At 49.9% G+C, this 24,245-nt stretch carries 19 protein-coding genes; 7 read left to right on the top strand and 12 right to left on the bottom strand.

The window, feature by feature from the left end; translation table 11 throughout:
- Nucleotides 1-26: 26 nt before the first annotated feature.
- On the bottom strand, nucleotides 27-1,475 hold the full coding sequence (locus M2277_RS09050; protein WP_063478298.1) for a serine hydrolase: 1,449 nt from the start codon (nucleotides 1,473-1,475) through the stop codon (nucleotides 27-29).
- Between the two features lie 241 nt (nucleotides 1,476-1,716).
- On the opposite strand from M2277_RS09050, the gene M2277_RS09045 reads away from it, so the two are divergent.
- A complete protein-coding gene (locus tag M2277_RS09045; RefSeq protein WP_280754620.1) occupies nucleotides 1,717-2,385 on the top strand; it encodes a DUF2306 domain-containing protein in 669 nt (222 codons plus the stop codon).
- Between the two features lie 67 nt (nucleotides 2,386-2,452).
- Here the strand turns inward: M2277_RS09045 and phnX are convergent, their stop codons facing one another.
- From phnX to M2277_RS09020, 5 genes are all read right to left on the bottom strand, one after another.
- Nucleotides 2,453-3,271, bottom strand: a complete 819-nt coding sequence (gene phnX, locus M2277_RS09040; RefSeq protein WP_280754619.1) for a phosphonoacetaldehyde hydrolase — start codon at nucleotides 3,269-3,271, stop codon at nucleotides 2,453-2,455.
- Nucleotides 3,268-4,362 carry a 2-aminoethylphosphonate--pyruvate transaminase gene (gene phnW, locus M2277_RS09035; RefSeq protein WP_036644332.1) on the bottom strand — a complete coding sequence of 365 codons (1,095 nt, stop codon included), beginning with the start codon at nucleotides 4,360-4,362 and terminating at the stop codon, nucleotides 3,268-3,270. The genes phnX and phnW overlap by 4 nt, the downstream gene beginning before the upstream one ends.
- 21 nt (nucleotides 4,363-4,383) lie before the next feature.
- Nucleotides 4,384-5,379 carry an extracellular solute-binding protein gene (locus M2277_RS09030; protein WP_036644328.1) on the bottom strand — a complete coding sequence of 332 codons (996 nt, stop codon included), beginning with the start codon at nucleotides 5,377-5,379 and terminating at the stop codon, nucleotides 4,384-4,386.
- Nucleotides 5,380-5,680: 301 nt separating this feature from the next.
- Nucleotides 5,681-7,300 carry an ABC transporter permease subunit gene (locus M2277_RS09025; protein WP_148248456.1) on the bottom strand — a complete coding sequence of 540 codons (1,620 nt, stop codon included), beginning with the start codon at nucleotides 7,298-7,300 and terminating at the stop codon, nucleotides 5,681-5,683.
- Nucleotides 7,293-8,045, bottom strand: a complete 753-nt coding sequence (locus M2277_RS09020; protein WP_006207616.1) for an ABC transporter ATP-binding protein — start codon at nucleotides 8,043-8,045, stop codon at nucleotides 7,293-7,295. The genes M2277_RS09025 and M2277_RS09020 overlap by 8 nt, the downstream gene beginning before the upstream one ends.
- Nucleotides 8,046-8,298: 253 nt before the next feature.
- Between M2277_RS09020 and M2277_RS09015 the strand changes: the two genes are divergently transcribed.
- The 4 genes from M2277_RS09015 to M2277_RS09000 all read left to right on the top strand — a co-directional run bounded on the left by M2277_RS09015 (nucleotide 8,299) and on the right by M2277_RS09000 (nucleotide 12,898).
- Complete coding sequence (locus tag M2277_RS09015) at nucleotides 8,299-9,063, top strand: DeoR/GlpR family DNA-binding transcription regulator (RefSeq protein ID WP_006207615.1); 765 nt, start codon at nucleotides 8,299-8,301, stop codon at nucleotides 9,061-9,063.
- A 294-nt stretch (nucleotides 9,064-9,357) separates the two neighbouring features.
- Nucleotides 9,358-10,413: a hypothetical protein gene (locus M2277_RS09010; protein ID WP_280754618.1), complete on the top strand. Its 1,056-nt coding sequence runs from the start codon at nucleotides 9,358-9,360 to the stop codon at nucleotides 10,411-10,413.
- 291 nt (nucleotides 10,414-10,704) lie between these two features.
- Nucleotides 10,705-11,823, top strand: a complete 1,119-nt coding sequence (locus tag M2277_RS09005; protein WP_152825023.1) for an ATP-binding protein — start codon at nucleotides 10,705-10,707, stop codon at nucleotides 11,821-11,823.
- 220 nt (nucleotides 11,824-12,043) lie between these two features.
- Nucleotides 12,044-12,898, top strand: coding sequence for an alpha/beta fold hydrolase (locus M2277_RS09000; RefSeq protein ID WP_280754617.1), 855 nt, complete (start codon nucleotides 12,044-12,046; stop codon nucleotides 12,896-12,898).
- An 82-nt stretch (nucleotides 12,899-12,980) separates the two neighbouring features.
- On the opposite strand, the gene M2277_RS08995 is transcribed toward M2277_RS09000, so the two are convergent.
- The 3 genes from M2277_RS08995 to M2277_RS08985 form a co-directional block, all read right to left on the bottom strand.
- Nucleotides 12,981-14,654, bottom strand: a complete 1,674-nt coding sequence (locus M2277_RS08995) for a glycoside hydrolase family 13 protein (RefSeq protein WP_280754616.1) — start codon at nucleotides 14,652-14,654, stop codon at nucleotides 12,981-12,983.
- A 1,059-nt stretch (nucleotides 14,655-15,713) separates the two neighbouring features.
- Nucleotides 15,714-17,354, bottom strand: coding sequence for a methionine--tRNA ligase (metG, locus tag M2277_RS08990; protein ID WP_280754615.1), 1,641 nt, complete (start codon nucleotides 17,352-17,354; stop codon nucleotides 15,714-15,716).
- Between the two features lie 391 nt (nucleotides 17,355-17,745).
- Nucleotides 17,746-18,042, bottom strand: a complete 297-nt coding sequence (locus tag M2277_RS08985; RefSeq protein WP_100086457.1) for a sigma factor-like helix-turn-helix DNA-binding protein — start codon at nucleotides 18,040-18,042, stop codon at nucleotides 17,746-17,748.
- A 681-nt stretch (nucleotides 18,043-18,723) separates the two neighbouring features.
- On the opposite strand from M2277_RS08985, the gene M2277_RS08980 reads away from it, so the two are divergent.
- Both M2277_RS08980 and M2277_RS08975 read left to right on the top strand, forming a co-directional pair.
- Nucleotides 18,724-19,647, top strand: a complete 924-nt coding sequence (locus M2277_RS08980; protein WP_280754614.1) for an ArsR/SmtB family transcription factor — start codon at nucleotides 18,724-18,726, stop codon at nucleotides 19,645-19,647.
- Nucleotides 19,648-19,660: 13 nt separating this feature from the next.
- Nucleotides 19,661-20,020 (top strand): DUF4181 domain-containing protein, encoded by a 360-nt coding sequence (locus tag M2277_RS08975; protein WP_148248464.1) that lies wholly within the window; start codon nucleotides 19,661-19,663, stop codon nucleotides 20,018-20,020.
- A gap of 131 nt (nucleotides 20,021-20,151) precedes the next feature.
- Here the strand turns inward: M2277_RS08975 and M2277_RS08970 are convergent, their stop codons facing one another.
- From M2277_RS08970 to M2277_RS08960, 3 genes are all read right to left on the bottom strand, one after another.
- Nucleotides 20,152-21,498 carry a glycoside hydrolase family 30 protein gene (locus M2277_RS08970; RefSeq protein ID WP_280754613.1) on the bottom strand — a complete coding sequence of 449 codons (1,347 nt, stop codon included), beginning with the start codon at nucleotides 21,496-21,498 and terminating at the stop codon, nucleotides 20,152-20,154.
- A gap of 116 nt (nucleotides 21,499-21,614) precedes the next feature.
- On the bottom strand, nucleotides 21,615-23,261 hold the full coding sequence (locus tag M2277_RS08965; protein WP_063478286.1) for a type 2 periplasmic-binding domain-containing protein: 1,647 nt from the start codon (nucleotides 23,259-23,261) through the stop codon (nucleotides 21,615-21,617).
- Nucleotides 23,262-23,353: 92 nt separating this feature from the next.
- Complete coding sequence (locus tag M2277_RS08960) at nucleotides 23,354-24,238, bottom strand: carbohydrate ABC transporter permease (RefSeq protein ID WP_063478285.1); 885 nt, start codon at nucleotides 24,236-24,238, stop codon at nucleotides 23,354-23,356.
- Nucleotides 24,239-24,245: the final 7 nt, after the last annotated feature.

Below are 24,245 nucleotides of genomic sequence, written 5' to 3'. Positions count from 1 at the left end.
TTGAGAGGACGGTTTGGACACATGACTTAATTGGACTGAAGCAGCTCATTCACCATACGAATTCCTTCAGCATGCTCGGGGTCCAGCTCAACCGATTTCTCATAATGCATTAGCGCCAGCGCGCGTTCACCCGCAAGCAGATACATCTCGCCAAGACTATCATGAAGGTTCGAGGATCCCGGGAAAATCTGTACGGACAGTTCGAGCAGCCGGATTCCCTCTTGAAGCCATCCTCCCGCCATCAGCGTATATGCACCCGCATTGAACTCGCCTTCAATCACCAGGAAGCGTTCCGGACACGACTGTTGAATCTCCTCGTACTCCCTAAACGCCGCATCTACCCCGGAAGTGATCGTAAGCTGCGATAAGTGATGAGCAAGCGATTGTTGTACATAGGGAACATCCTCCCCCAGCAACACATCCAGAATGGCTGAACCGAGTATTTTGCCTCCGACGTAATCGGCATTCATCATGAACACGACGCCCATTCCTTCATCCGGCAGCAGCATAAAGCCGCTGCGAAACCCCGTATCCCGTCCCATATGGGACAAGACACGGCGTCCACGGTATAAACCCATAAACCACCCGAGGCCCATGTCCTCGAGAATATCGCCGTAATCGGTCGAAGCTGCTCTACGCCACATTTCACTATAGCTGTTAGCTTCAAGAAGGAGTTTTCCGTCTCCCCGGGGCGTGCTGCTCCCACTTAAATGTGCCAATGCATAATGGCACATATCCACTGCATTTGCGTAAAGAGTGGAGCTTGGCGCATGGGCACGATGGTATGGGAATATGCTGCTGGGTTCAGCTCCATACCCTCCCTGAAGCCCAAGCACATGGGGTACAGCCAGAGGGTAATCTGTTTCTGCTGCCTCTTCCTTCAGAAACGTACTGTTTAACATGGAAGCTGGCTCCAGCAGCTTCTGTTTCATATAAAGTTCAAACGAAAGGCCTGTGACCTTCGCTATCACGTCGCCTAATATTTCGTAGCCGATATTGCTGTAAGCAAAAGCCTGACCCGGCTCTCTTTGCAGCTTGCAATCCTTCATGCTCCTTACGTACCGCTCCAGGCTTCCCTCATCATATTCAGGGCGGTCCCACGCAAAGTCATCCTCATCCGGCAAACCCGACGTATGGCTTAACAGCTGGCGTATCGTCAAATTCCGGGATCGGTCATCCGCCATTTCAAAATAAGGCAAGTAATCGGACACCACCCCGTCCAGGTCGATGACGCCCTCCTCCGCAAGCTGCATCATGCCGGTGGCAACCAATGTTTTGGAAACCGAGGCCATGTGAAACAAGGTATGCTCCGTCACGGCTTCGCCGCTCTGTATATCGGATACCCCGAATCCTTTGGCATAGATCATTCGGTGATCATATACCACGCCAACAGCCAGGCCGGGCAGCGGTTCATCTTGAATAAACTGAGGCAGTATTCGATCTAAATGTTCTACAATCCGCTGTATCTCGCTCATTGTATCCCCCCATGGGTATGTTATGAAATGATCAAACAGTATGAACATACGATACAACGCGTTATACCAACGGTTTCACGTCCTTTCAGAAACATCTGATTCCATCTTACTTGATTTCTCTCCGCATAAGCCGGTAATAATTAACTATAGCTGAACACTACCCGTCTGCTAAGATTAAGAAGAGTTGGGCGCTAACCTAGCAATCTCTGGCTCTCTATCAAGGTCAAGGCGGTTATACAACATGAATCCTAGAAAAACTTCCCGGCGTCTCTACAGTTCCATGCTGATGGTGATGGCTGGATTTGTCCTGTACATCCTGTATGCCAACTTCATCCACGACCCGCAGGCCGGTGAATTTCTAAGCCACAAGGAAAGCCCGAAGCGCACGGTGCCTGTGTCAGCCTGGCTGCACGTGATGTATGTACATGTGATTTTTGCATGTATTGCCATGGTTGGCGGCGCGTTGAACTTCTCGAACACGGTGCTGCAAAAGTACCGGCGATTTCACCGGGCGAACGGTTATGTCTACGTCGCTTCCGTCATGGTGGTTGTGCTGACCTCCGGGTATATGGCTCCTTACGCCACCGGCGGCAAGTTAACGAGTGTCCCGTTCAATCTGCTGAACATCATCTGGCCCGCGATAACGGTCATCGCCATTCTAAAAATCAAAAAGAAACAGATCCATCAACATCGCCAATGGATGGCAAGAAGTTATGCCTTCTGCTTCACGAACCTGTTCATTCATCTGTTTGCGGCTGTGTTCCACAGCGGATTCGGACTCGCCTATAAAACGAGTTATGTCATCGGGGTGTACAGTGCCATTCTGTCCCTGTTTCTGCTGGCTGAGATTGTGGTGCGAACCGTGTTTCGGGAACCGCTGCCCCAGTTGGGGGATGTAAAATCACGGTAGAAGACCCTATACCCGCCACACAGCAGAAAAAGCCGCGTGAGAACGCGGCCCTTTTACTATCATTCCTTTATGGTTGCATTCCCGGTCTTTTTCCCTCGGACAACATTCCATTTATGTTCTCGATGAGTTGTGGGAGCTCGGACATCGTATGAATTGTAAAGTCCGCCCCGTTCCGGATAAACGTCTGCTCGGCCTTCGCGATCGCAGCTTCCCGCTCCGATTCCGACAAGGCCTGGAATTCCTCCAGGCTCAGGCCCATTTCCGAGCTGCCGATGACGACTCCAACCGACCATACGCCTGCGTTCACGCCCTCTTTTACATCCGAGACGGTGTCGCCCACCTTAACGACTTTCCATGAAGCCGACAATTGGAGAAACTCCATATTCCGATAGATCATGTAAGGGTAAGGTCTTCCCTTCGAGTGTGTGTCATCCGGGGTGAAATAGACATCCGGACTGTAACCCTTCTGCCGGGCATTCGAGACAACAACCTCCATCATATTGCTTGTATAGCCTGTTGTGGAGCCAATCTTCAGCCCTTGTGACTTCAACGCTTCCACCGTCTCGATGACACCCGGAATCGGGTCCGTATACTCGGATAAGGAAGCCATTAAGGCCGGCTCAAACTCCGCATACAGCCGCTGCACATCCTGCTCTTGATAATCTTCTCCATACTTCGCTTCCCATAGAGCCGATACTCTCGGCATCGACAGCATGGCACGGATATGATCGATCTTCAGCATGCCCATCGGTGCTCTCGCTTCGTCCATTGTCACTTCAATACCCGCATTCTTGAAAATATCGACAAACACATTCACAGGTGCAAAACATCCGAAATCAACGGCCGTTCCGGCCCAGTCCAATATAACGCCTTCGATTCTGTTCATTGTGCCATCACTCCCCTATATTCTTCGATAATGCGGCATAACTCCTCGATGTCCTGTTCATAGATTTCCCCGATATTCCCGATGCGGAAGGTATCCACGTCGGTCAGTTTGCCCGGGTATATGACATAGCCTCTTTCTTTGATATAAGCGTAAAATTGCCCAAAGCTAAACCCTTCACCAGGGAACAGAAACGTTGTGATAATTGGTGATTGCTTGTCTTCGGTTATATAGGCATGAATGCCGATCCGGGCCAATTTCTCCCGCAGCAGGCGATTGTTATTCCGGTAGCGTCTGAATCTGGCGGATACGCCGCCTTCTGCATCCAGCTCATCCAGCGCTTTGGAGAATGCCGCCACCACATGCGTCGGTGAGGTATAGCGCCATTTGCCATCCTTGTCCATGCCCTTCCACTGATCGTACAGATCCAGCGACAGGCTGCGTGCAATCCCCTCGCATAACGCAAGCTTCTCCAGCTTGGCGATGACGAATCCAAATCCCGGGACGCCTTGAATGCATTTATTCGCACTGCTGATCAGGTAATCGATGCCAAGACCCTGAACGTCAATCTCCATTCCGCCAAAGCTGCTCATGGCATCGATAATAAGGGTTTTCCCATACTCCTTGGACAGCCTGGATACCATCTCCAGCGGGTTCAGTATCCCCGTTGTTGTCTCGCAATGCACCATCGCAATATGCGTAATTCGCAGATCCTTTTGAAGTCTCGACCGCAGCTCATTCTCGCTTGGTTGTTCATTGTAATTCAACTTGTATTCCGTGTAATGCAGTCCGATGTACTCCGCCATCTTCACGAGTCGCTCGCCATAGGCGCCATTGGTCACGATCAGCACCTTATCTTCCTTCGATATGGTTGACGTCATCACGGATTCGACGGCAAACGTTCCGCTTCCCTGCATCAGAACAGCTGTGTATTGTGCCGCATCCGCCCCGGCTAATGCCAGGAGCTGTGATCTGATTTTTTGCGTAATGGATTTATATTCGTCATCCCATGTACAGCGGTCAAGGAGCATCTCCTCCTTCACCGAGCTGGTTGTCGTCAAAGGGCCGGGTGTCAAAAGTTTATATTTATTCATATCGTATCGCTCCTAAGGTGCCTATTCTTTAGATCCGTTGAAAAATTGCTGGTGCTCTTCCAACAGCTCTACCGTCAATGGTTTCTCGAACTTCATGGCGTACGCTGGTTTGTTGACCTCATCCACAGTCTCCCCCTCATACAGGGCTACCGGATAGTTCACAATCAGATCTTTTCTGGCGTCCTTGATCAGGGTTTCCGCCATTTTCATCGCCAAATCTGTTGTGGCATTCTCCTTGTCCACCACCGCAACCGACTCGGTCAGGGAGAAGTTGCCTTCAACCGGATCCACGTAATCAATCGGTGCACCGGCAGCTTTGGCCGCTACAGCCTGATGGCGGAGTCCAAACCCGGCTGCCACTTCGCCGGCCTGCACCTTCTTGATCGGACCCGAGCCCGAGCTTTCCAGATGCGGTCCGACATTGGCAATCAGATCATGGAGCACCTGCCGGCCTGCGTCTTCACCGTATTGGCTGATAATGGCCTGAACCAGCAGCCAGCCGGTGGAGGAATCCATGATGTTCGGAATCGATACGAGTCCGCTGAATTCCGGTTTGGTCAGGTCGGTGATGGAGGTTGGCATCGGCAAGCCTTTTTCCTTCAACACCTCCGTATTGACGAAGATGGACCCGGTATTCGCCAGAATCGGCGTGTAATAGGCCGGATAGGAGTCAACGGCGCCTGTATCAAAAGCCAGGTCCTTGAACATGGAATGCTCGCTCTGCGAGCTCTCGATAAAGTACGAGCTCATCGTGATCAAGTCGGCCTCGATTTTGTTCCCTTCGGCCATGAGCTTGCCTCCCAGCTCTGAAGTGCCTAGTGATTGCACGAGATATTGTCCGTCATATCCCGCGTTCTTCAACGAGGTTTCCATTGCGGCGACGGCTTCTTCATCCCCGTTCGTGTAGATGACCACCTTCTTCGCTTCCCCCGCGCTGCCGCTGCCGCAGGCAGCCAGTGCAAACACCATGCTGATGGCGATTAATGACAGCAGCATTCCTTTTAACGTTTTGATCATGAGTAACTCCACTCCTTGTTGTGTTGTTATATTTAGAAATCAAGTGAAATGATGGGTCTAACTCGCTTGCGCATATCTTTGATTGAATTGCAGATTATGCTTCTGGGCACGGTACTTCTTGCTTCTTGCTTGGTGCTTCGTGCTGTCACCCAGCGAAAGAGGACGGAATCGTACTGGAGAAGCGTATGCGTTCGCCTCGGATTTCTGCAGTTGATTCATTCAATCAGAGAAATCTGAAGATAACAGCGATCGGAAGTACGATCCGGCGTCGCAGCGGACATGCATCCCTTGCAGCAATAGCTCAGCGTCGAACGGAAGTCCTCCGCTGCCATGCGTCGCACACCAGCTTGATGATCAGATTCGTGAAGAAGATCAGCATCGACAGCACGAAGATTTCATTAAACTTGGCGAAATGCTGCAGCTCTTTGATCTTGCTGGCAACAAGCGACGTCTGGGCCGATACGAGAAAGATAATCCCGCTGACCGTCACCATAGCGTTGATGAAATAGTAGCCAAACATCTCGATGACGGTTGAGGCCGAGTTCGGCAGGATCACCCGATATACGGTCTTGAACCAGCTGTCGCCCAACAGCTCCCCGGTAGTCTCCCAGGATGGATTCATTTTGGACAGAGAGTTCTTGGCCATTAAGTACGGCGTCGTAAAGAAATGCACGATATTGCATAAGACAATAATGACAAACGTGCCCTTCAGGCTGCTTCCATTAAAGAGGAGCAGGTAGGAGATCCCCAGCACCATGCCGGGTACCGTATTGGTAATCATCGATACCATATCTACCGCCGATCGGGCTTTTAACGAGGTGCGGACATTGAGCAATGCCGATCCGTATGCCATCAGGGTTCCGAACAGAGCCGTCAGGAGGGCGACCCAGAGCGAGTTGCGATATACCCCCGTCAAATCGCTCGATTGAAACACGTCCCGTACATGCTTGAACGTAAACGTCAGGTCATAGGGATAACTGCTCAGCCATGGTGCAATGAACATCACGGCAAAAATAGAGAGCATTCCAAGCACGATCACCGATGAAATAACTCCGAATGCGATATCCCGCACTCGGTGCCGCGGCAGCTCGATATCCGACAGCTTGTCATAGTGAAAATTCCATTTCTCCAGATAATTCAGCAGCCAGATGCCGAACACGGCCGGAATCAGCATCAGAACCGCAATAACAGCGCCTTGGTTGAAGTCCGGAATGGAGCCCAGCATCACCTGATACAGCTGCGTTGCCACGACGGGATAGGTACCGCCAACGGAAGCCGGTATTCCGAAATCCGTAAAACTTAAAATAAAGGAAAGTACAAAAGCTCCGCCCAGCGCACCCGCGAGAGGGCGCAGAATGGTGTTCATGAAACTTCTCATCGTTCCGTCTCCCATTAACTTGGATACGATGATGAACTTTTTATCAATGTATTGAAAAGCGTTATGGATCAGCAGGAATACGGGAGGCAGCGTGTATACGACATAGCCGATGAGTAATCCGTTCAATCCGTAGATTTCGAACAAATTGCGTCCGGCAAGCCGGGTGATCAATCCCTGGTTACCAAACGAATACATAATGGCGAACCCATACGTAATCGTCGGAAGCAGCATCGGGACGATGATGACGGTTTTTAACACCCCTTTGAGGGGCTGATATATCCTCGTGCAATGAATGGAGTACGCCAGCATAAATCCCAGGATGGTTGTGATCAGCGCCGTTAACGCCGATACCTTCACACTGTTGCCGATCGCTGTCATCAATTCCCGGTTCGAGCCTAGTGACATATAGTGACCGAGGGTAAATCCCTGATCGGACTCGAAGGAACGAACCAGCAATATAAGCAACGGCAGGAACAGAAACCCAGCGAACAAGATCAGAATGACGGTGAAGATTACCCGCATTTCCGGCTTCACATTAGGCATAATGCTCACCGAACAGATTGTAAATATTCTGCCTTTTGATATGCAGCTGCTTGATGATGAACTGCTTCACAAAATCATCCTGGGGATGATGAACAATCTCCTGTGGCGTACCGAACTGGGCGATTTTCCCTTGGTTAATAATCAGGATTTTATCGGACAGCGTCAGCGCCTCCTCCGGATCATGCGTCACAATGATCGTGGTGAGTTTGAATTCTCTGGCAATCGACTGGATACGCTGCTTGATCGACTCCTTAATGACGCCATCCAGCGCACTGAGCGGTTCGTCGAGCAGCAGAATTTTTGGCTTGGTGACAAGTGTTCTTGCCAGGGCCACCCTCTGCTTCTGACCCCCTGACAGTTCGCTGATCCGCTTCTTCAAGTGGGGCTGCAGTTCCAGAAAATCGATATATTCCTGTACCTCCTGCTCACTCACAGTTCCCTTCTTATTCCGCAGCCCGTATACGATATTGTCGTAGGCATTCAAATTCGGGAATAAGGCATAATCCTGAAAAACAATATTAAAACCCCGCTTCTTCATAGGTACGCTGCTCAGATCCTGGTCATGGAACACGATGCTTCCCTGGTCCATCCGGGTGAGTCCCAAAATGATATTCAGTAATGTGGTCTTTCCGCTGCCGCTCGGACCAAGCAGTGACACAATCTCACCTGTCCCGATTTCTACGCTGATGTCATCCAAAACCACTTTATCGTCGAATTGTTTGCTTATATGCTGAAGCTTCAACAATCGGCTCACCTCCTTGAACACATCCTCAGTATAAAAACCATATGTAAACAAGAATCATGCAAACTGTTAAATGTAAGTAAATTATGCATATATCATTCATAAATTAATACTAATTGTTGACTATATTTAACTGTATCACATGCCTAACTTACGAATAATATGGGTAAATCTATTGAATATGAAGGCACGAATGAGTAAACTAGACTTGAAAGCGAGCGTCAACTACTAATGCAAATTGAATGGGTGAGGGCGAATGTTTCCACTGGAGAGGCACAAGAAAATACTAGAGCTGCTTACGATTAGAAAAGTATTAAAGATCACGGAACTAACCGAAGAGCTGAATATCTCTGTGGATACACTGCGCCGGGATCTGAACACTTTGACCAAGCAAGGCCGGATTGAGAAGATTTACGGCGGGGTTAAACTCGTAGAGTCCCGGTTCGGCGAATCCTCCATGGATGAGCGTATGGTCAGCCAGCTGGAAGAGAAGGACAGGATCGCCCGCAAAAGCAGTGAATTCATCCATGACGGCGATTGTATCTACATCGACAGCGGCTCGACCACGTATCAGATCGCCAAATACGTGAAGCATAAGAAGAAGCTGACGGTGGTTACGAATTCGCTTCCGGTTGCGATTGAACTGATGGACAGCGATGTAGAGCTGATTATGATTGGCGGTAAAATCCGGCGCGAGGAACAGTCCGTCGTAGCGTATGAATACATCTTCAACTTCCATGAGCTGAATGTGCTGAAGGCCTTCATCTGCTGCAGCGGCATTACCATCGAGAAAGGCATTTCCGACTATAATCTGGAAGAAGCCATTACTCGTAAAAAAATGATCGAGCTGTCCAAAGAGGTGTTTGTTATGGCGGACAGCACCAAGTTTGGCAAAGACGTTACCATCTCTATCGCATCACTCGACAAAATTGATACCATCGTGACAGATGCCAACGTCAATGCAAGCCTCATTCCAAAATTCAAAAAAACCAGTACAACGCTAGTGATTGCGGATGAATAGAATAAACATCAAAACGGACATTCTCCATCGCCGAAGCTTCAGCGATGATGGGAATGTCCGTTTTGGCATTTCACGTTGGATATACCGATGCTGCTTATGAGCGCAAACTTCTCGAATCCCTCCACCCGTACCATGTTCCCTTCTTCCCTAATGCCGCCAATCCCTCGGCACAACGAGAGCCATCAAGCCTCATGCGGTTGTACTCTAGATTTAAAGCCCATATAATGTAATGAAGAATAGGATATTTTTGTTATTTTACTTAGATACTCATGCAGGTAGAGGAGGAAGTAGGACATGAACGTGGGATCAGCACGAGCAGCAGCCACCGATTGGGTCTTGCAGCATGCCAGCAGGGAGCCCGGCTTTATGGGTGCCTATTTTAGCGGCTCCACCGTAGGGAAGCCGGATGATGCCGAGATGGCCCCGTCCTCGGACATCGACGTTGTCGTTGTCACTGAAGACGCAGAACCCCCTCTCAAGCTCGGGAAGTTTGTCTACCAGGACGCCTTGATTGAGGCCACCTATCTTTCCTGGCGGGACCTGTCCTCGCCCGAGCAGGTATTAACCTCCTATCATCTGGCCGGCAGCTTTCGGGTAGACACCCTGATGTCCGATCCGACCGGTCAGCTCCGCAAGCTGCAGACAGAGGTTTCCCGGCATTTTGCGGACCGGATCTGGGTCAGCCGCCGCTGCGAGAATGTGCGAGAACGCATCATTACCGGGCTCAGATCCATCGATCCTTCTGCCTCCTGGCATAGACAGGTTACCTCCTGGCTCTTCCCTACCGGCGTTACGACCCACTTGCTGCTGGTTGCCGCTCTTCGGAACCCAACCGTCAGACTGCGTTATGCGGCAGCCCGCGATGTGCTTAAGGAATACGGCCGAGAGGAAATCTACGAAGAGTTGTTAAGACTGCTGGGCTGTAAGGACATGACGGCCGAGCAAGCGATGAATCATCTCAATGGACTCTCTCGAACCTTCGACGCCGCTGCCGCGATTGCGAAGACAACTTTCTTCTTCAGCAGCGATATTACCGTGGACGCAAGACCGATTGCCATTGAAGGCAGCCGCGAGCTGATCCTGAACGGCAGCCATCGAGAGGCTGTTTTCTGGATGGTCGCCACCTTTGCACGCTGCCACAACATTTTGGAAGCTGATGGACCTCCTGAGTTTCAACGGGAATACGCCCCGGCCTTTGACGCCATACTTGCGGATCTTGGCATTACATCCACGGCAGACCTGCAAAAGCGGGCAGACGAAGTCATTCGCTTCCTACCCACGCTTTGGAACATCACGGAGGGGATTCTGGAGGCCAATCCCGAAGTAACAGGAGGCCCAGAGCCGACCTAGAATTTCTATATAATTTAAGACCACGCCCCCATATGGCAGGCGTGGTCTTTGTTTTTGTATATGGGGATCTCCTGGTCACCAAACCGCCAGAGCAACGCATCCTATCCAGCCTTTACCGCTGGTTACAGTTCCCCCCAGCAGAAGCATTTGCCCTTCCCAAAACCCCGAACAATCTTTCCTTTCACTCATACGAATGGAAATTTCCTTAAAGTGGATTTACATCTATGTTATTACGTAATATAATAATTACGTAATAACATAATTTTACGATAAGTGAGGTTGATGACTCCTATGACACGCGACCTGCTCCATGAAATGGATGTCTTACAGAAACAAATGGCGGAGCTGCAGCAGCTTGTATACCAAGCTCTGGTGGAACGAAAACCAGCTTCCGCATCAAACCAGCAGCCCCAAGAAATCACTTCAGCATCCAACATACATGTCTCGAACCATGAACCCGGCTCCGTCTTTTACTCCGGACAGGTGCACCTGAACGGCGATGGACTCCGGTGGGAGCCCCAGGAACGCCGAATGGAGCAATTGCTGGACATGAACACCGAGAAGGCAGCCAAAATCCTCGCAGCCCTGGGCAATAAGCAGCGCCTCGATATTTTAAAGGCCGTCATGACAGAGCCCTTGACCGGCTCCGAGCTGGTGGAACGCTTGAACATGGGGACGACCGGCCAGCTGTATCATCACCTCAAGGCGCTTCTCGGCGCGGATTTACTCGTGCAAGAGCACGGTGGACGCTACGCTCTGCCCAAGCACCGGAGCCTGCCGTTCCTGCTGCTGCTGTCTGCGGCGGGCGATCTTCTTGATACGAGCGATTATCTGGAAATGACAGAAACCCGCAATCATGCGGGGATGTATTTCGGAACCTCGCAGAATTTCGATATTCATCAGCTGCTCTGGGCGGTGGTGGAGAATTCGATATTGGAGCATACGAACGGGTACGGCAATCAGATTGGCATCTTCCTGCATGGGGATGGCAGCGTAACGGTGACCGATAACGGCAGAGGCATTCCCGTGCAGGCCCTTCCGAATTCCAGCATTCCTGCCGTCCAATCGATTCTGACCGATGTCCACCGCTTGAATTCAAGCGCACACTTCCTCGTCCCTGGCGCGGAAAAAGGCATCAGCATCGCCGTCGTCAACGCCCTCTCTCAGCGGCTGGCCGTAGAGATTCGTCGTGACGGCAAGGTGTATCGGCAAGAGTACCGCCACGGCATTCCGCAAACCGGACTTTTGACAGTTGGTTTGACTCAAGACACTGGCACCAGTGTGACTTTCAAACCCGAGCCCGAATTATTCGGCTCCGCCTTTGAAATGAACCACATCATGGAGCGGAAGAAGGCGATTGACGCGGATTATCCTGAGCTTACCCTGACGATCGGTGACATTGCTGAATAAAAGAAACGCAGGAGATCGGTTTCGCACCCCCTTTTTTCCCAGTCTGTAGTAATGTAGTAAGCTCCCGCAAACCGGCTTTACGCGCCTGTGATATACTGACTTGAACGAACGCTAATCGAGGTGATATAGAATGTTGGAACGTTCTATGGAGAATGTAATGGAATCCGAACAGGAAAGGGGATGTTGCGATTAAACAAAATATGAAAAGAGGACGATACACATGCACACACAGCGTACGATCATGAGCGACGGATTTGCTTTGAATGTTTCCATTCATGGAAGGGGCATGCCCATATTGGTGGTGGGAAGCAGCATTTACTATCCCCGCTTATTTTCGGAGTTGCTCTATACCCAATTTCAATTGATTTTCCTGGATCACAGAGGATTTGTGAAGCCCCCTCGAGCACTGGAACCGGAAGACTATACACTGGATCAGGTTCTGGATGATATCGAAACGGCAAGACAAACGCTGGGACTGGAGGATTTTATCATATTAGGGCATTCGGGGCACGCCTTCATGGCCTTGGAGTATGCCGCCCAATATCCGGAGTCTGTCCGGAAGGTCATTCTGCTGAATGCTGCGCCGACCAACAGCCTGGAACGACAGCAGCAGAGTTTGGATGGCTTCAACGAAACGGCAAGTCCTGCCCGGAAGCGGCAGTTTGAAGGTGATATGGCCCTGCTGGAAGGTGATATTCAGAGGGAGCCCGAGCGGCGCTTTGTTCATATGTGCATCCGGATGGGAGCCCACAGCTTCTATAACTATGCCTTTGATGCGGCATCGATGTGGGATGGAGTTTTCACGAACATGCCCGTTATGGATCATTTATGGGGAGAGGCTTTCGCGCAGCTCAATCTGATCGAATCACTGAAAGGCTTCACCAAGCCGGTGTTCCTCGGTCTTGGGCGTTACGACTACTTGGTCGGCCCCGTATCGCTATGGGATACTGTCGACGGGTCGCAAGAGAACGTGAAGAAGGTCATTTTTGAAAAAAGCGGCCATAATCCGATGTTCGAGGAGCCTGAGCTTTTTGAGGCCATATTGACGGCTTGGATTCATGAAACAGACAGCTAATCCGGTGAAGTAACTAACGTATACCGATGGATGAACTAAGAGGAGCCCGCAGCATTCCCGCTGGGGCTCCTCTTCTGTAGTACTAGCGTTTCAACCGATAAACCCTCGCTTCATACGGCTTCAGCGGCAGCGTGCGGACGCTCTTCTCCTTGCCGACCTCCATGTTGGAAATCAACAGCTCGAATTCACGATACTTGATATCCTTCGACAGATGGAATACCGTTTCATCTGCCGTCAGGTTCGTGATGATCAGCAATTGCTCGTCTTCCAGCGTTCGGGTGTACGCATAGATCCGCTTATGATTCTTCAACAGAAGCTCATAGGAGCCGTATACCAATGCAGGATGCGCCTTGCGAATTTCAATCATTTTTTTATAGTAGTGATAGATGGAATTCGGATCTTTCCGTGCCTTCTCGACATGGATCTCCTTGTAATTCGGATTTACCTTCAGCCACGGGGTACCGCTCGTGAATCCTGCCTGCTCCCCGTCATTCCACTGCATCGGTGTTCGGGAATTATCCCGTCCATTCTTCCAGATGATCCTCATGATCTCGTCATGACTCTTGCCGTTCTCGGATTCGATGCGGTACAGATTCTTGATTGCCACATCATTGTAGTCCTCAATGGATTCAAACTGCACGTTTGTCATTCCGATTTCCTGGCCTTGATAGATAAACGGAGTCCCCTGCATGAAGAAATACATCGTAGCCAGCGCCTTGGCGGATGCATCCCAATACGCGCCGTCATTGCCCCATGTGGATACCGACCGCGGCTGGTCGTGATTCTCCATGAAGAGAGCGTTCCAGCCTACGCCTTCAAGGCCTTTTTGCCAGCGGGTCAGGGTTTTCTTAAGCGCATAAATGTCTGCGCCCCCGGTAACACTCTTGCTCCAAAGTCCCATGTGCTCAAATTGAAAAATCATGTTAAATTTGCCGCTGGACTCTCCTACCCACAGGTCCGCATCCTGAACGCTGACGCCGTTCGCTTCGCCCACCGTCATAATGTCATACCGATCAAACGTTTCTTGCTTCAGCTCGTTCAGGAACATATGAATGCCTTCCCGGTTCATATGTCCGTCCATGGAAGGCACATATCTCAGCTTGTATTTATTTGGCATATCGGGGAATCCCGGTACCTTCTTGATGTGGGAGATCGCATCAATCCGGAAGCCATCGATACCTTTATCCAGCCACCAGTTGATCATATCGTACAGTTCCCGGCGCACGTTCGGATTTTCCCAATTCAGGTCCGGCTGTTTGCGGGAGAAAATGTGCATGTAGTACTGTTCCGTCGGTTCATCATATTCCCACACGGAACCACCGAAGATGCTCTCCCAGTTGTTTGGCTCCTCGCCGTTCTTGGCATCCGTCCATATATAATAATCACGCTTGGGATTGCTCTTGCTCGAACGCGATTCGATAAACCATGGATGCTCATCGGAGGTATGGTTGATCACCAGGTCCATGATCAGTTTCATGCCCCGATTATGAACCTCTTGGAGCAGCTGATCAAAATCCTGAATCGTTCCAAACTCCTCCATGATGTCCTGATAATCGGAAATGTCGTAACCGTTATCGTCGTTCGGCGATTTGTATATCGGGCAAATCCAGATGACATCGATGCCGAGCTCCTTCAAGTAATCCAGCTTCGATATAATACCTTGCAAATCTCCGATGCCATCGCCATTGCTGTCCATAAAACTTCGAGGGTAGATCTGATACGCTACGGCCTCTTTCCACCAAATTCTCTCTGTCATTCGTGCACTCCTCGTATGTTGTCCTTGTTTGTTATCGTTTTGCTCTATATGGACTCTAAAAATACATCCTTCATCATTATCCATTGTCTGCGTTCCCCGTCAAGTCCCCATATAAGGTTCCATCTATGGTGTAGAAACTCTGTAATTAGAAATTCGTGAGAATTTCCTGGAAAACAACTAATTATCGTATGTAGCTGTTCAGGCTAGGACCGCTTCGCCTGCTGAATCCGTGGATGATTGAGGTTAAGTTAACAAGGCTATTTCGTGTCCATTCGGACACAGGAGCCGTTATTTGCTTAAAACCACTCTATTTGCGAGTCCATTCGGACACAGGTTCCGTTATTTGCTCAAAACCACTCTATTTGCGAGTCCACTCGGACTCAGGTTCCGTTATTTGCTCAAAACCACTCTATTTGCGAGTCCACTCGGACTCAGGTTCCGTTATTTGCTCAAATCACGGATAAATACCCCGAAAATTGTGAAATAACGGATCTCTTGTCCTCATATCGTTACAAATCAGCAAAAAACAACAAAATAGCGGAACCACGGTCCTCTAAAAGCGGCCAATCCATACTTGATCGTAAATGATACCCGTGCTCCCTTGATGAAGCCCTGTTTTTCCCCAAGGTCTTGGCGCAAGATGCATTAACACCTAGGGTCTCGTAGAAAGTACATAACCCATAAGGCATTGTACAGAGCACATACACCCTAAGTCATACAGAGCATATAAACCCTAAGGTCCTCATAAAGGGCACATTAGCTCTTAGGGCGATCGTACAGAGCACATCCAACTGCTAGAGTCATTGCAGAGTACATAAATCCTAAGGTCATCGTACAGAGTACAAACCCCCAAGGGTCATCCTACAAAGTTACAAAGTACATAAATCCCCCAAGTCATCGCACGGAACACAAAATACCCTAAAGTCATCATACTAAGCACATAATCCCTAGACTCGCCGTACGAAGCACACACTCAACGGATTCAGCACCCCGTCCTGCCAACTCCATCTGCCTCAACCTTCCTTCAAGATTTAAGGAGGCGGAACTCTTCCGCCCTCCTCAGAAGGACAACCCCTCCAGCCTGCGGGTCTCCTCCTCAATCCGGCTTGTATCGATACGTTCAAACAAGAGCTCCACGTGATGGAGGGGCTCGCCAGCCGGAACATTGCACCAGTTCCACGCTGCTGGCTTCAACGAGAGAAAGCCTCTTATTTTGTCACAGGAAAACGGGATAAACGGCTGCAGAAGATTCGTCAGGTTAGCGATGATCTGAACACAGGTGAAGAGGGTATCCCCGCAAGCTTCGCGATCCTCCTTGACCTGAATCCATGGCTTGCGCTCATCAAAATATTTGTTCGCATGACGTACCGTACTAAAAATTAATTCCAGCGTCTCCTTCAATCGCCCCTCTTCGATGAGCGTTCCGGCCTCCCGGTACAATGACTCCATACGTCTCTGCCACTCTTCAGTTATGCGCCCTTCGGGTACCTTCCCGTCAAACGATTTGTTCACAAACACCAAAGTTCGATTCACGAGATTCCCAAAAGCTCCAAGCAGCTCGCCATTATGGCTATGAATGAACTCCCGCCAGGAAAAATCGGTATCCCGCTTCTCGGGACCGTTCGCAATGAGGAAGTAGCGAATCGAATCCGGCTGATAGCGACTCAGCAAATCCGGTACCCAGATCGCCCAGTTCCGACTGGTCGAGAACTTCTTCCCTTCCAGCGTCATGTACTCACAGGAAATGATCCGATCCGGCACATGCAGTCCTCCGGCACCCTTAAGCAGCGCTGGCCAGATCAATGTGTGAAACGGGATATTGTCTTTCCCATGAACATAATAAGCTGTTATATCCTCCCTCTCTTTCAGCCAAAAGGACTCCCAATCGCCGCCCGTTTCCGCGGCCCACTGCTTGCTGGCGGATAGATAGCCGCTTACCGCCTCAATCCATACATAGATTTTCTTATCCTCGAAGCCAGGGACGGGTACATCCACTCCCCAAGTGAGATCCCTCGTCGCCGCCCGGTCCACAAGCCCTTCCTCCAGATATCTTCGAGTCAGCTGGATCGCATTCTCCCGCCAGCCCTTGGCGTTATTCAGGTCATCGGTGAGCTCTCCTTGAAAATGCGACAGCGAAACATAATAATGCTCGGTTGGCCGTTCTACTGGCGGGTTGCCGCAGATTTTGCAGGCTCTGTTACTCAGATCCGACGGATCCAGTAGGGTTGAACAGACGTCGCACTGGTCACCGCGAGCCCTGCTGCCGCATACCGGACAGTCTCCTTCCACATAACGGTCCGGCAGAAACCGCCGATCGGTCTCGCAATACGTCTGCTGGATCGTTTTCCGATACAGATGGCCGTTATCCAGCAGCTTCAGAAACAGCTCCTGAACCACGCCATGATGAAATTCCTGATCGGTTCGCGTATACAAATCGTAGGAAAAACCCAGCTGTTCGAAGCATTTCGCAAACTCTCCATGATACCGATCCGCAATATCCCGAGGCGTTACCCCCTCTTGAATCGCCTGCACCGCCACCGGCGTACCATGGCAATCGCTGCCGGACACATACAACACCTGCTCTCCCTTTGCGCGGAAATAACGCGCTAACACGTCACCGGGCAGTAAGCTTGCGAGCCTCCCCAAATGTAAGGAACCGTTGGCATAAGGCCAGGCACCGCCGATAAAAATGTTTGTCATATCGTTCATCCTCCTTTTTATGGACAACAAAAAAAGCCCTCATCCCAAAGGGACGAGAGCTTGTCGCTCACGTGGTACCACCCAATTTCATTCATGCCTCGCGGCACTCACCTCTTCGGGTACGGCGCGAATCATCGCGGGTATACCCTAGCATGTTAACGGATGCGGGTTCCGGCACAGCCTACAACCCGCTTACGGGTTTCGGTGCACAGCTCAGAGACCATGTTCCCAAGGTTCTTTCCTTACCCCTTTTCACCAGCCGGGGCTCTCTGTTCAAAGACGTCGCCAAGGTACTCTTTCTCTTCATTGCTTTTGCTTGATTTATTCAAGTTATTGGAGATAATACCCGATCCTAACTCAAGAAGTCAAGAGGAAGGAGGCGAGGCCTTTCTTACTTTCGTCTACCGTCCCGCAGCGCCCCCACTTTCTTGCCCAGCATGATATTCAATTTCTTGCGGGCTCTGCTCATGCGATTCCGTACATTGACAGGCTCAATCTGAAGGACTTCCGCTATTTCCAAGGTGTTGAATTTCTCATAGTAATACAAATACATCGGCTGTCTCAAGGTTTCAGGCAATGCAAGCACAGCGGACAGCAGAGCATCGCCTGGATCCTCGCTACCAATAGCCAATTCCGGAGGTGTCTGCATGGTGCATTCGCTTAAACGATCCCTAGAAAGAAAGTCCATCGATATCAGCTCCATTTCGTCATAGGTCGATCCATTCTTCCTTATCACCCCTTTAAGGTTGAACTCAGGCCCGCTTACTGATCGGTCGAAATGGCCTTACATGGCGTAGTTCAGGAGTTGATTGGCCGGTCTTTGAGGACCGTGGTTCCGCTATTTTGCTGTTTTCTGTTGGTTTGTAACATTATGAGGACAAGAGATCCGTTATTTCAGGATTTTCGATAATTAATCCTCGATTCTGGCACATTAACGGAACCTGTGTCCGAGTGGACAGGAAAATAGAGTGGTTTTTAGCGAATAACGGAACCTGTGTCCGAGTGGATAGGAAAATAGAGAGGTTTTCAGCGAATAATGGAACCTGTGTCCGACTGGACGAAAGTGGACCGCAGTGTCAGGAATAAAGCACCCCATTCGGGTTATCGAGATCAAGCCTCGGACTTGCCTGTATTTCCAAGCCTCTCCAGCCTCCTGATCCCGCTCCATCTGCTGCTGCCGTATGAGGTAATCCACAACAAATCAATTGTTCATCCCCACCTCTCTCCTTTCCCTGCCCATAAGTTCATATTTTTTTGAACTAATTAATTTAGTTCAATTATATACGAACCAATAATAAGTTCAATATTTATTTTTCCCAGGTTGTGGTATCCTAAAAACGGATAGATGAGCCCTTGAAGGAGAATGACCATGACCTTAATCAGAATTGACTATTCGCCTGTTCACGAGCTGGTAACCAGCTTGTTCGCATATACAGACAATAAAAATCAACTGCACGATCTCGGCAATAAATGGAGGAAGGAAATTGAGAAGAAGCTGCCTGCATCTTTTAAGAAGAAGCTGGAAGAGATGAACCTGTACGAAACCATTGCTTATCTGCATCTGATCATTGTCGACAGCCCGGAAAAAGACAACGTCGAGCGGTTTCTCAGCTGGTTCAAAAGCTTAGGCGAAGGTCAGTTGTATGAGCTCTTGGCGCCTTATCTTGAGGATGGAATACCCATGGGGCTTAAAACGTTCCGTGATCTTAGCCATGAGATCATGTTAGAGTGGCAACAGGCCTATACCATCCCGCCTGAGATTCATGAATTACTGGGGCGCTCCGCCGCACGTATGGAACAATTGAAGCCACAACTTTCATACATCGATCTGATTGATGAAGCAACGAGCGGCATTGTGCTGGATTCCTCAGACGAATACAACGGCCTGCTTCTCATCCCCACCTATCACATCAAGCCGCTGAACCGGCTGGACTTTGTGAGCAATCAACTCATCGTTAGTTATGCCGTAGACGATGAGCAGATTGACGAGGATACACCAACCAATCAGCTGCTGCGCATGACCAAGGGATTGGCTGACGAGAAGAGGCTGACGCTGCTGCACATTTTGGCTAACGGACCGGTCACATTTACCGAATTGCAGCAGAAGACCAAGCTCTCCAAGAGCAATCTCCACTATCACCTGTCCCTGCTCAAAACCGCGGGGCTCTTGCGAATGCATTTCAAAATGCCAAACGAAAAATATAAATACAGCGCAAGACCCGAGTCATTCAATCAACTGAAGGGTTTACTGGAGTCTTATGTGTTCGGACTTACAGGCTACAATGATCGGTGAGGAGGAATAATGGGTGTTTATCATCTTTGTAGGTGCGGTCCTCGGCGTCATGCAAACGTTATTGAACTTCATTATCGTTGACAAAGAAGAAAGCAAGTTCAAAAAAATGTACGATACCGCCGGAGCCTCATATTATTTCCGCGGAAGCGTGATCTTCTTCATCGTGATTATCGGAATTGCAATCATCGGCTTCTTGGACATAATCACGGCGGCAGCTATTCAGCGGATGTTTCTCGTCTCCCTGATTATTGCTCTGGCCCTTCGCGCGTATATGGAATGGAAGTACCTCCGCAATACGAACCAGCATAAAGCCACGCTGATCCTATTAGGCACCCTGCTTCTTTTTTCTGTATTTTTCTTTTTGTTAAAATAAGTTCATGCTCATCACAAAAAAGCCTGGAACACAAGGTTCCAGGCTCCAGGCTGCCGAGGACATCCCGGCGGCTGTTTTTATAGTTCCGTACGAATATGGAGCCGACCGCTAATCTCGACTCTGTTCGTTCACTAGCTGTTCGCCAGCATGACAGTCAGAGCGCTCTTGGCCGGCATCTCCAGCTGCAATGCCTCTTCCCCGCGCAGCTGGATCGCCACGCTCTCTGGTGCCTCGCTGTCGTTGAACAATACGGCTGCGATTGAACCATCCGTATTCTTGAAGGCAACAGAGCGGATCAGATCATTGCTGGTGGAAGCAACACGCAGCGCTTTCGGACGGACACATTTGCTGAAATGTGCCAGCGCATAATAGTCCAGCGTATACGTTAGCTCCTTTGTCTGCTGATTAACGGTCACGATGCCGCGGCAGGTGCTTTTGCCAAAGCCAGGTACGGTAGGACCATTCTTCTCGTCCAAGGCCATATTCCACAGCACATAGGACTTACTATGATTGCGCAGAATCTCAATACCCGTCCGCATTACATTGGAGAAGGCCTGCTCAAACGGCGGAATCCACTCCCCGCCCGACCCTTCCGTAAAATGCACCTCTTTGCCAGGGAAAGCTTCGAATACGTCCGATTGGGCCGACGGCTTGCCGCCATACCAGTGCCAGGCAACACCATCCACTGCATCTTCCGCTTGCTTGAACACCGTCATCGGGTAATCCGGCTTATCCCAGTTATGATCATAACAGAGGATTTTTGTGTTGATCCGGTTCTTCACGAATTGCGGCTTCAAGTGATTCTTGATGAATTCGCTTTGCGCTTCAGGCAGCATGATCATGCCCGGATAGTGCCCGGGTGAATACAGCGCCTCATTTTGGGGGGTAACGGCATAAATCGGGAGACCGTGTGAAGCATATCCCTGAATATAGCGCACAAAATAATTTGCATACACCGAATAATATTCCGGCTTCAGCTCTCCGCCAATCATCGAGCCGCTCGTCTTCATCCAGCCTGGGGGACTCCAAGGCGAGCCCATCAGCTTCACATCGGGATTCAATCGCAGCGCTTCCTGCAGCAGTGGAATCATATCATCCTCATCGTGTGCGATGGAGAACTGCTTCAGTTCCTCATCGGATTGACCTTCCGGCAGATCATTATAACTATAGAAATCCCGAGCGTAATCAGACGCGCCCATCGGTTGCCGCAGTACCGACAGACCGATCCCTTCGTTGGCATCGAACAATTGTGTCATGAGCTCCGAACGCTGCTCGGTCTCCAGCACTTGATGAATCAGATAAGCAGCGGAATCCGTAAAGGACGCTCCAAAGCCATCCATCTCCTGAAACGTCTGCTCCTCATCGATAACAATTGTGTGCTGCTGTGCCTCCGGGGATACGGGCGCCAGCTGCTCCTTGGTTTTCTTAACGAATAATTGCTCTTCACCGTTTGACTGGTAGATTGTGATGTTCGACATGTTGTTTCCCTCCAGTGTTCTGTTTATATTTCCTATCCCATGGCTTTACTCTGAACCGCTGACATAGAGAAAGCCCCTTCCTATCAAGAAAGGAGCTCTCCCAGCAAGAGATTTACTTATTTCAGCCCCAGCTTTTCTTTGTTCGCTTTCATCTTCTCGTTGCGGACTTCGGTGATTTTATCCCAGTTGTTATCGTCCAGGAACTTTTTGTATTCGTTCAAAAGGCTATCGAATGCTGCATCATCCTTCGAACGGATCATACTGACGAGAGTTGAGTTCCATTTCGTATTGATGGCCGTCAGGGAGCGTGCTTCCGGTGTTCCTTGGTCCGGGTTGATATTCTCCAAAATAAAGTGCGGTACGAGCTTCCCTTTGCCCCATTCCTGCATCTGCTTGATGGCATCCGGGAATGCATCCCCGCTCAGCGCTTTGTGGCGGTCATGACCGAAGAACATGAATTCGCCCATACGGTAGTCCTTCTTGAACGTATCCGAATTGTTCATCTGAAGATCCTTCACCTCAGGAAGGAACTCTACTGTTCCATCTGCATTCACCTGATAGGTCTCGCCTTCAATCCCATAGTTCATCAGCATTTGTCCTTCTTCGCTTAACAAATACGTGAAGAGCTGAATGGATTTGGCAGGATCTGCATTCTCTTTGGTAATAAAGCTGATCATCCAGCCGGTGATACCGGATTGGTTCAGGGTCGGCGCATGTCCGACCGTGCTTTGCGGTCCGTCAATCGCGATGTACTCACTGCCTTTGTTGTTGCTGTAGAAGCTCTGCAGGTTACCACCCTGCTGCGGCGTGCCGTCCAGCATCATCGTTGCGTATTTGCCTGCTTTGACCTTCTCTTCAAAAGCTGTTCCGTCATCGGCAAAGCTGTCATCGCTGATCGCTCCGTCACGATATACGGTATTGAATGCCTTCACCCAAGTCAGATAGTCTTCATCCAGGTTACGGTTATAGAAACCGCCGTTCTCGTCTTCGAGCGGCACGCCGATGAAATCCTGCAGCACGTCGCCAAGCGAGCCGGTGCCTTCACCGATGGAGTTAAAGCCCAGTGGAATCAGAGCAGGGAACTGCTTCTTGATGTCCGCGAGAGCAGCCCGGAATTCTTCCGGCGTTCCCATAGCCGGCTTCCCTATAGCCTCATATACGTCCTTGCGGATGATAAATGCCGTTTTGGCAGGAATGTTACCGCTGTCATAATCCTCCTGCGTATTGGAATAGTTCGGATATCCGTACGTTTTGCCGTCCTTCAACTGGAACCAGTTGATCGTATCCTGTGCTGCTACTTTATTGAAATAAGGATCATATTTCTCGGCAAGATCATTTAACGGCAGCGCCCATGTGGCCGCCTTCTGGACAACTGGGGAGTTGGAGTCAAACGTTGTGATCAGATCCGGCATTTCTCCGCCTGCAAAAAACGTATTTAATTTGGTGTCGTCACCCGTAATGAATTTGATGTTGATGTTCAGATCTTCCTTGATTTTTTTAGTTACAACGTCCTTGCCAAAGTCCGTGTTCCACCAGTCTGCATTCACGTACCAAGTGAGCTCGGTTGTCTCCTCTTTTTTATCCAGCTGCCAAGCCGGGGTCTCTGCGTCCGGTGTATAACGATCCTCGATCGAAACCCAGTTTTCCTTCTTGGAGCCGGAATTGCCGCCAGATCCGCCGCATCCGCTAACAACCAATACAACAGCCATCAATGCGGTGATCAGCGTGAGTCCCTTCTTGCCCAAAGCTTTGTTCTTCAACATCCTGTAACCCTCCCTTTAAATAAAAGCGCTTTCTTGTTAGACCCTAACCTGTCCAGGTGTGCTTCTGTTCCACTCCCCTAAGAGCAGCAGCTCTACTCTTTAACTGCCCCCAGCATCATGCCGGAGATAAAATATCTCTGTAATATTGGATACATCACAACAATTGGCAGCGTTGTCACGACAATTGTTGCTAGTTGGACCCCTTTGGTGGTCGTCTGGATCGCAACCGAACCGATATTTTGCATCGATTGGGTCTGGGACTGCACAATAATCTCATACAGCATCATCTGTAATGGATATAGCGACTGATCCGTGATGTACAATTTGGTGGTCATGAAATCATTCCACTGTCCGACCCCGTTAAACAACGCAATGGTCGCCATAGCTGGCATGGAGAGAGGAATGAAGATGCTCAGGAAAATTCTCCAGTCACCCCCGCCGTCGATCTTCGCCGATTCCTCCAGCGAATCCGGTACGTTGCGGAAGAAGTTCATCAGAATGATAACATCGTAAAAACTCAACAGAGCTGGAATGATATAAACCCAGAAGCTGTTTAGCAGCCCCAAATCCTTCATCAACAAGTACGTCGGAATCATGCCGCCCGAGAAAAACATGGTGACGACACCCATCGACACGTAGAATTTACGGCCGCGGACGTATTTTTTGCTCAAGCCATAACCCACCATGGCACAGAAGAACACGTGCGTGATGACCCCGATTACGGTTTTGGCAACCGAGATGAAAAAGGCATTCCATATGCTGGCATCCCGGAACACGGCCTGATAATTCTCAAGAGAGAATTCCGTAGGCCAGAAGATGAACCCGCCCTCGGCCAGCGACCTGCCCGAGCTGAAGGATGAAACAACCACGTTCCACAGCGGAACGACAATGATGATAGTAAACGTAACCAGTAAAATGATATTGATCGTATCAAAGATCTTGCTGTCGAGATCCCCTTTTGCTGCTTTCAAATTCACCGTATTA

Source organism: Paenibacillus sp. LBL (assembly GCF_029893715.1).
Taxonomy (GTDB): domain Bacteria; phylum Bacillota; class Bacilli; order Paenibacillales; family Paenibacillaceae; genus Paenibacillus_AQ; species Paenibacillus_AQ glucanolyticus.
Note: the sequence above shows the minus strand (reverse complement) of the source record. Positions and strands in the feature narration are given on the sequence as shown.

What these genes read in the sequence shown, in the direction of transcription:
- M2277_RS09050 (WP_063478298.1), bottom strand. Translation starts at nt 1,475, where the DNA reads ATGAGCGAGATACAGCGGATTGTAGAACATTTAGATCGAATACTGCCT.
- M2277_RS09045 (WP_280754620.1), top strand. Translation starts at nt 1,717, where the DNA reads ATGAATCCTAGAAAAACTTCCCGGCGTCTCTACAGTTCCATGCTGATG.
- phnX (WP_280754619.1), bottom strand. Translation starts at nt 3,271, where the DNA reads ATGAACAGAATCGAAGGCGTTATATTGGACTGGGCCGGAACGGCCGTT.
- phnW (WP_036644332.1), bottom strand. Translation starts at nt 4,362, where the DNA reads ATGAATAAATATAAACTTTTGACACCCGGCCCTTTGACGACAACCAGC.
- M2277_RS09030 (WP_036644328.1), bottom strand. Translation starts at nt 5,379, where the DNA reads ATGATCAAAACGTTAAAAGGAATGCTGCTGTCATTAATCGCCATCAGC.
- M2277_RS09025 (WP_148248456.1), bottom strand. Translation starts at nt 7,300, where the DNA reads ATGCCTAATGTGAAGCCGGAAATGCGGGTAATCTTCACCGTCATTCTG.
- M2277_RS09015 (WP_006207615.1), top strand. Translation starts at nt 8,299, where the DNA reads ATGTTTCCACTGGAGAGGCACAAGAAAATACTAGAGCTGCTTACGATT.
- M2277_RS09010 (WP_280754618.1), top strand. Translation starts at nt 9,358, where the DNA reads ATGAACGTGGGATCAGCACGAGCAGCAGCCACCGATTGGGTCTTGCAG.
- M2277_RS09005 (WP_152825023.1), top strand. Translation starts at nt 10,705, where the DNA reads ATGACACGCGACCTGCTCCATGAAATGGATGTCTTACAGAAACAAATG.
- M2277_RS09000 (WP_280754617.1), top strand. Translation starts at nt 12,044, where the DNA reads ATGCACACACAGCGTACGATCATGAGCGACGGATTTGCTTTGAATGTT.
- M2277_RS08995 (WP_280754616.1), bottom strand. Translation starts at nt 14,654, where the DNA reads ATGACAGAGAGAATTTGGTGGAAAGAGGCCGTAGCGTATCAGATCTAC.
- metG (WP_280754615.1), bottom strand. Translation starts at nt 17,354, where the DNA reads ATGACAAACATTTTTATCGGCGGTGCCTGGCCTTATGCCAACGGTTCC.
- M2277_RS08985 (WP_100086457.1), bottom strand. Translation starts at nt 18,042, where the DNA reads ATGGACTTTCTTTCTAGGGATCGTTTAAGCGAATGCACCATGCAGACA.
- M2277_RS08980 (WP_280754614.1), top strand. Translation starts at nt 18,724, where the DNA reads ATGACCTTAATCAGAATTGACTATTCGCCTGTTCACGAGCTGGTAACC.
- M2277_RS08970 (WP_280754613.1), bottom strand. Translation starts at nt 21,498, where the DNA reads ATGTCGAACATCACAATCTACCAGTCAAACGGTGAAGAGCAATTATTC.
- M2277_RS08965 (WP_063478286.1), bottom strand. Translation starts at nt 23,261, where the DNA reads ATGTTGAAGAACAAAGCTTTGGGCAAGAAGGGACTCACGCTGATCACC.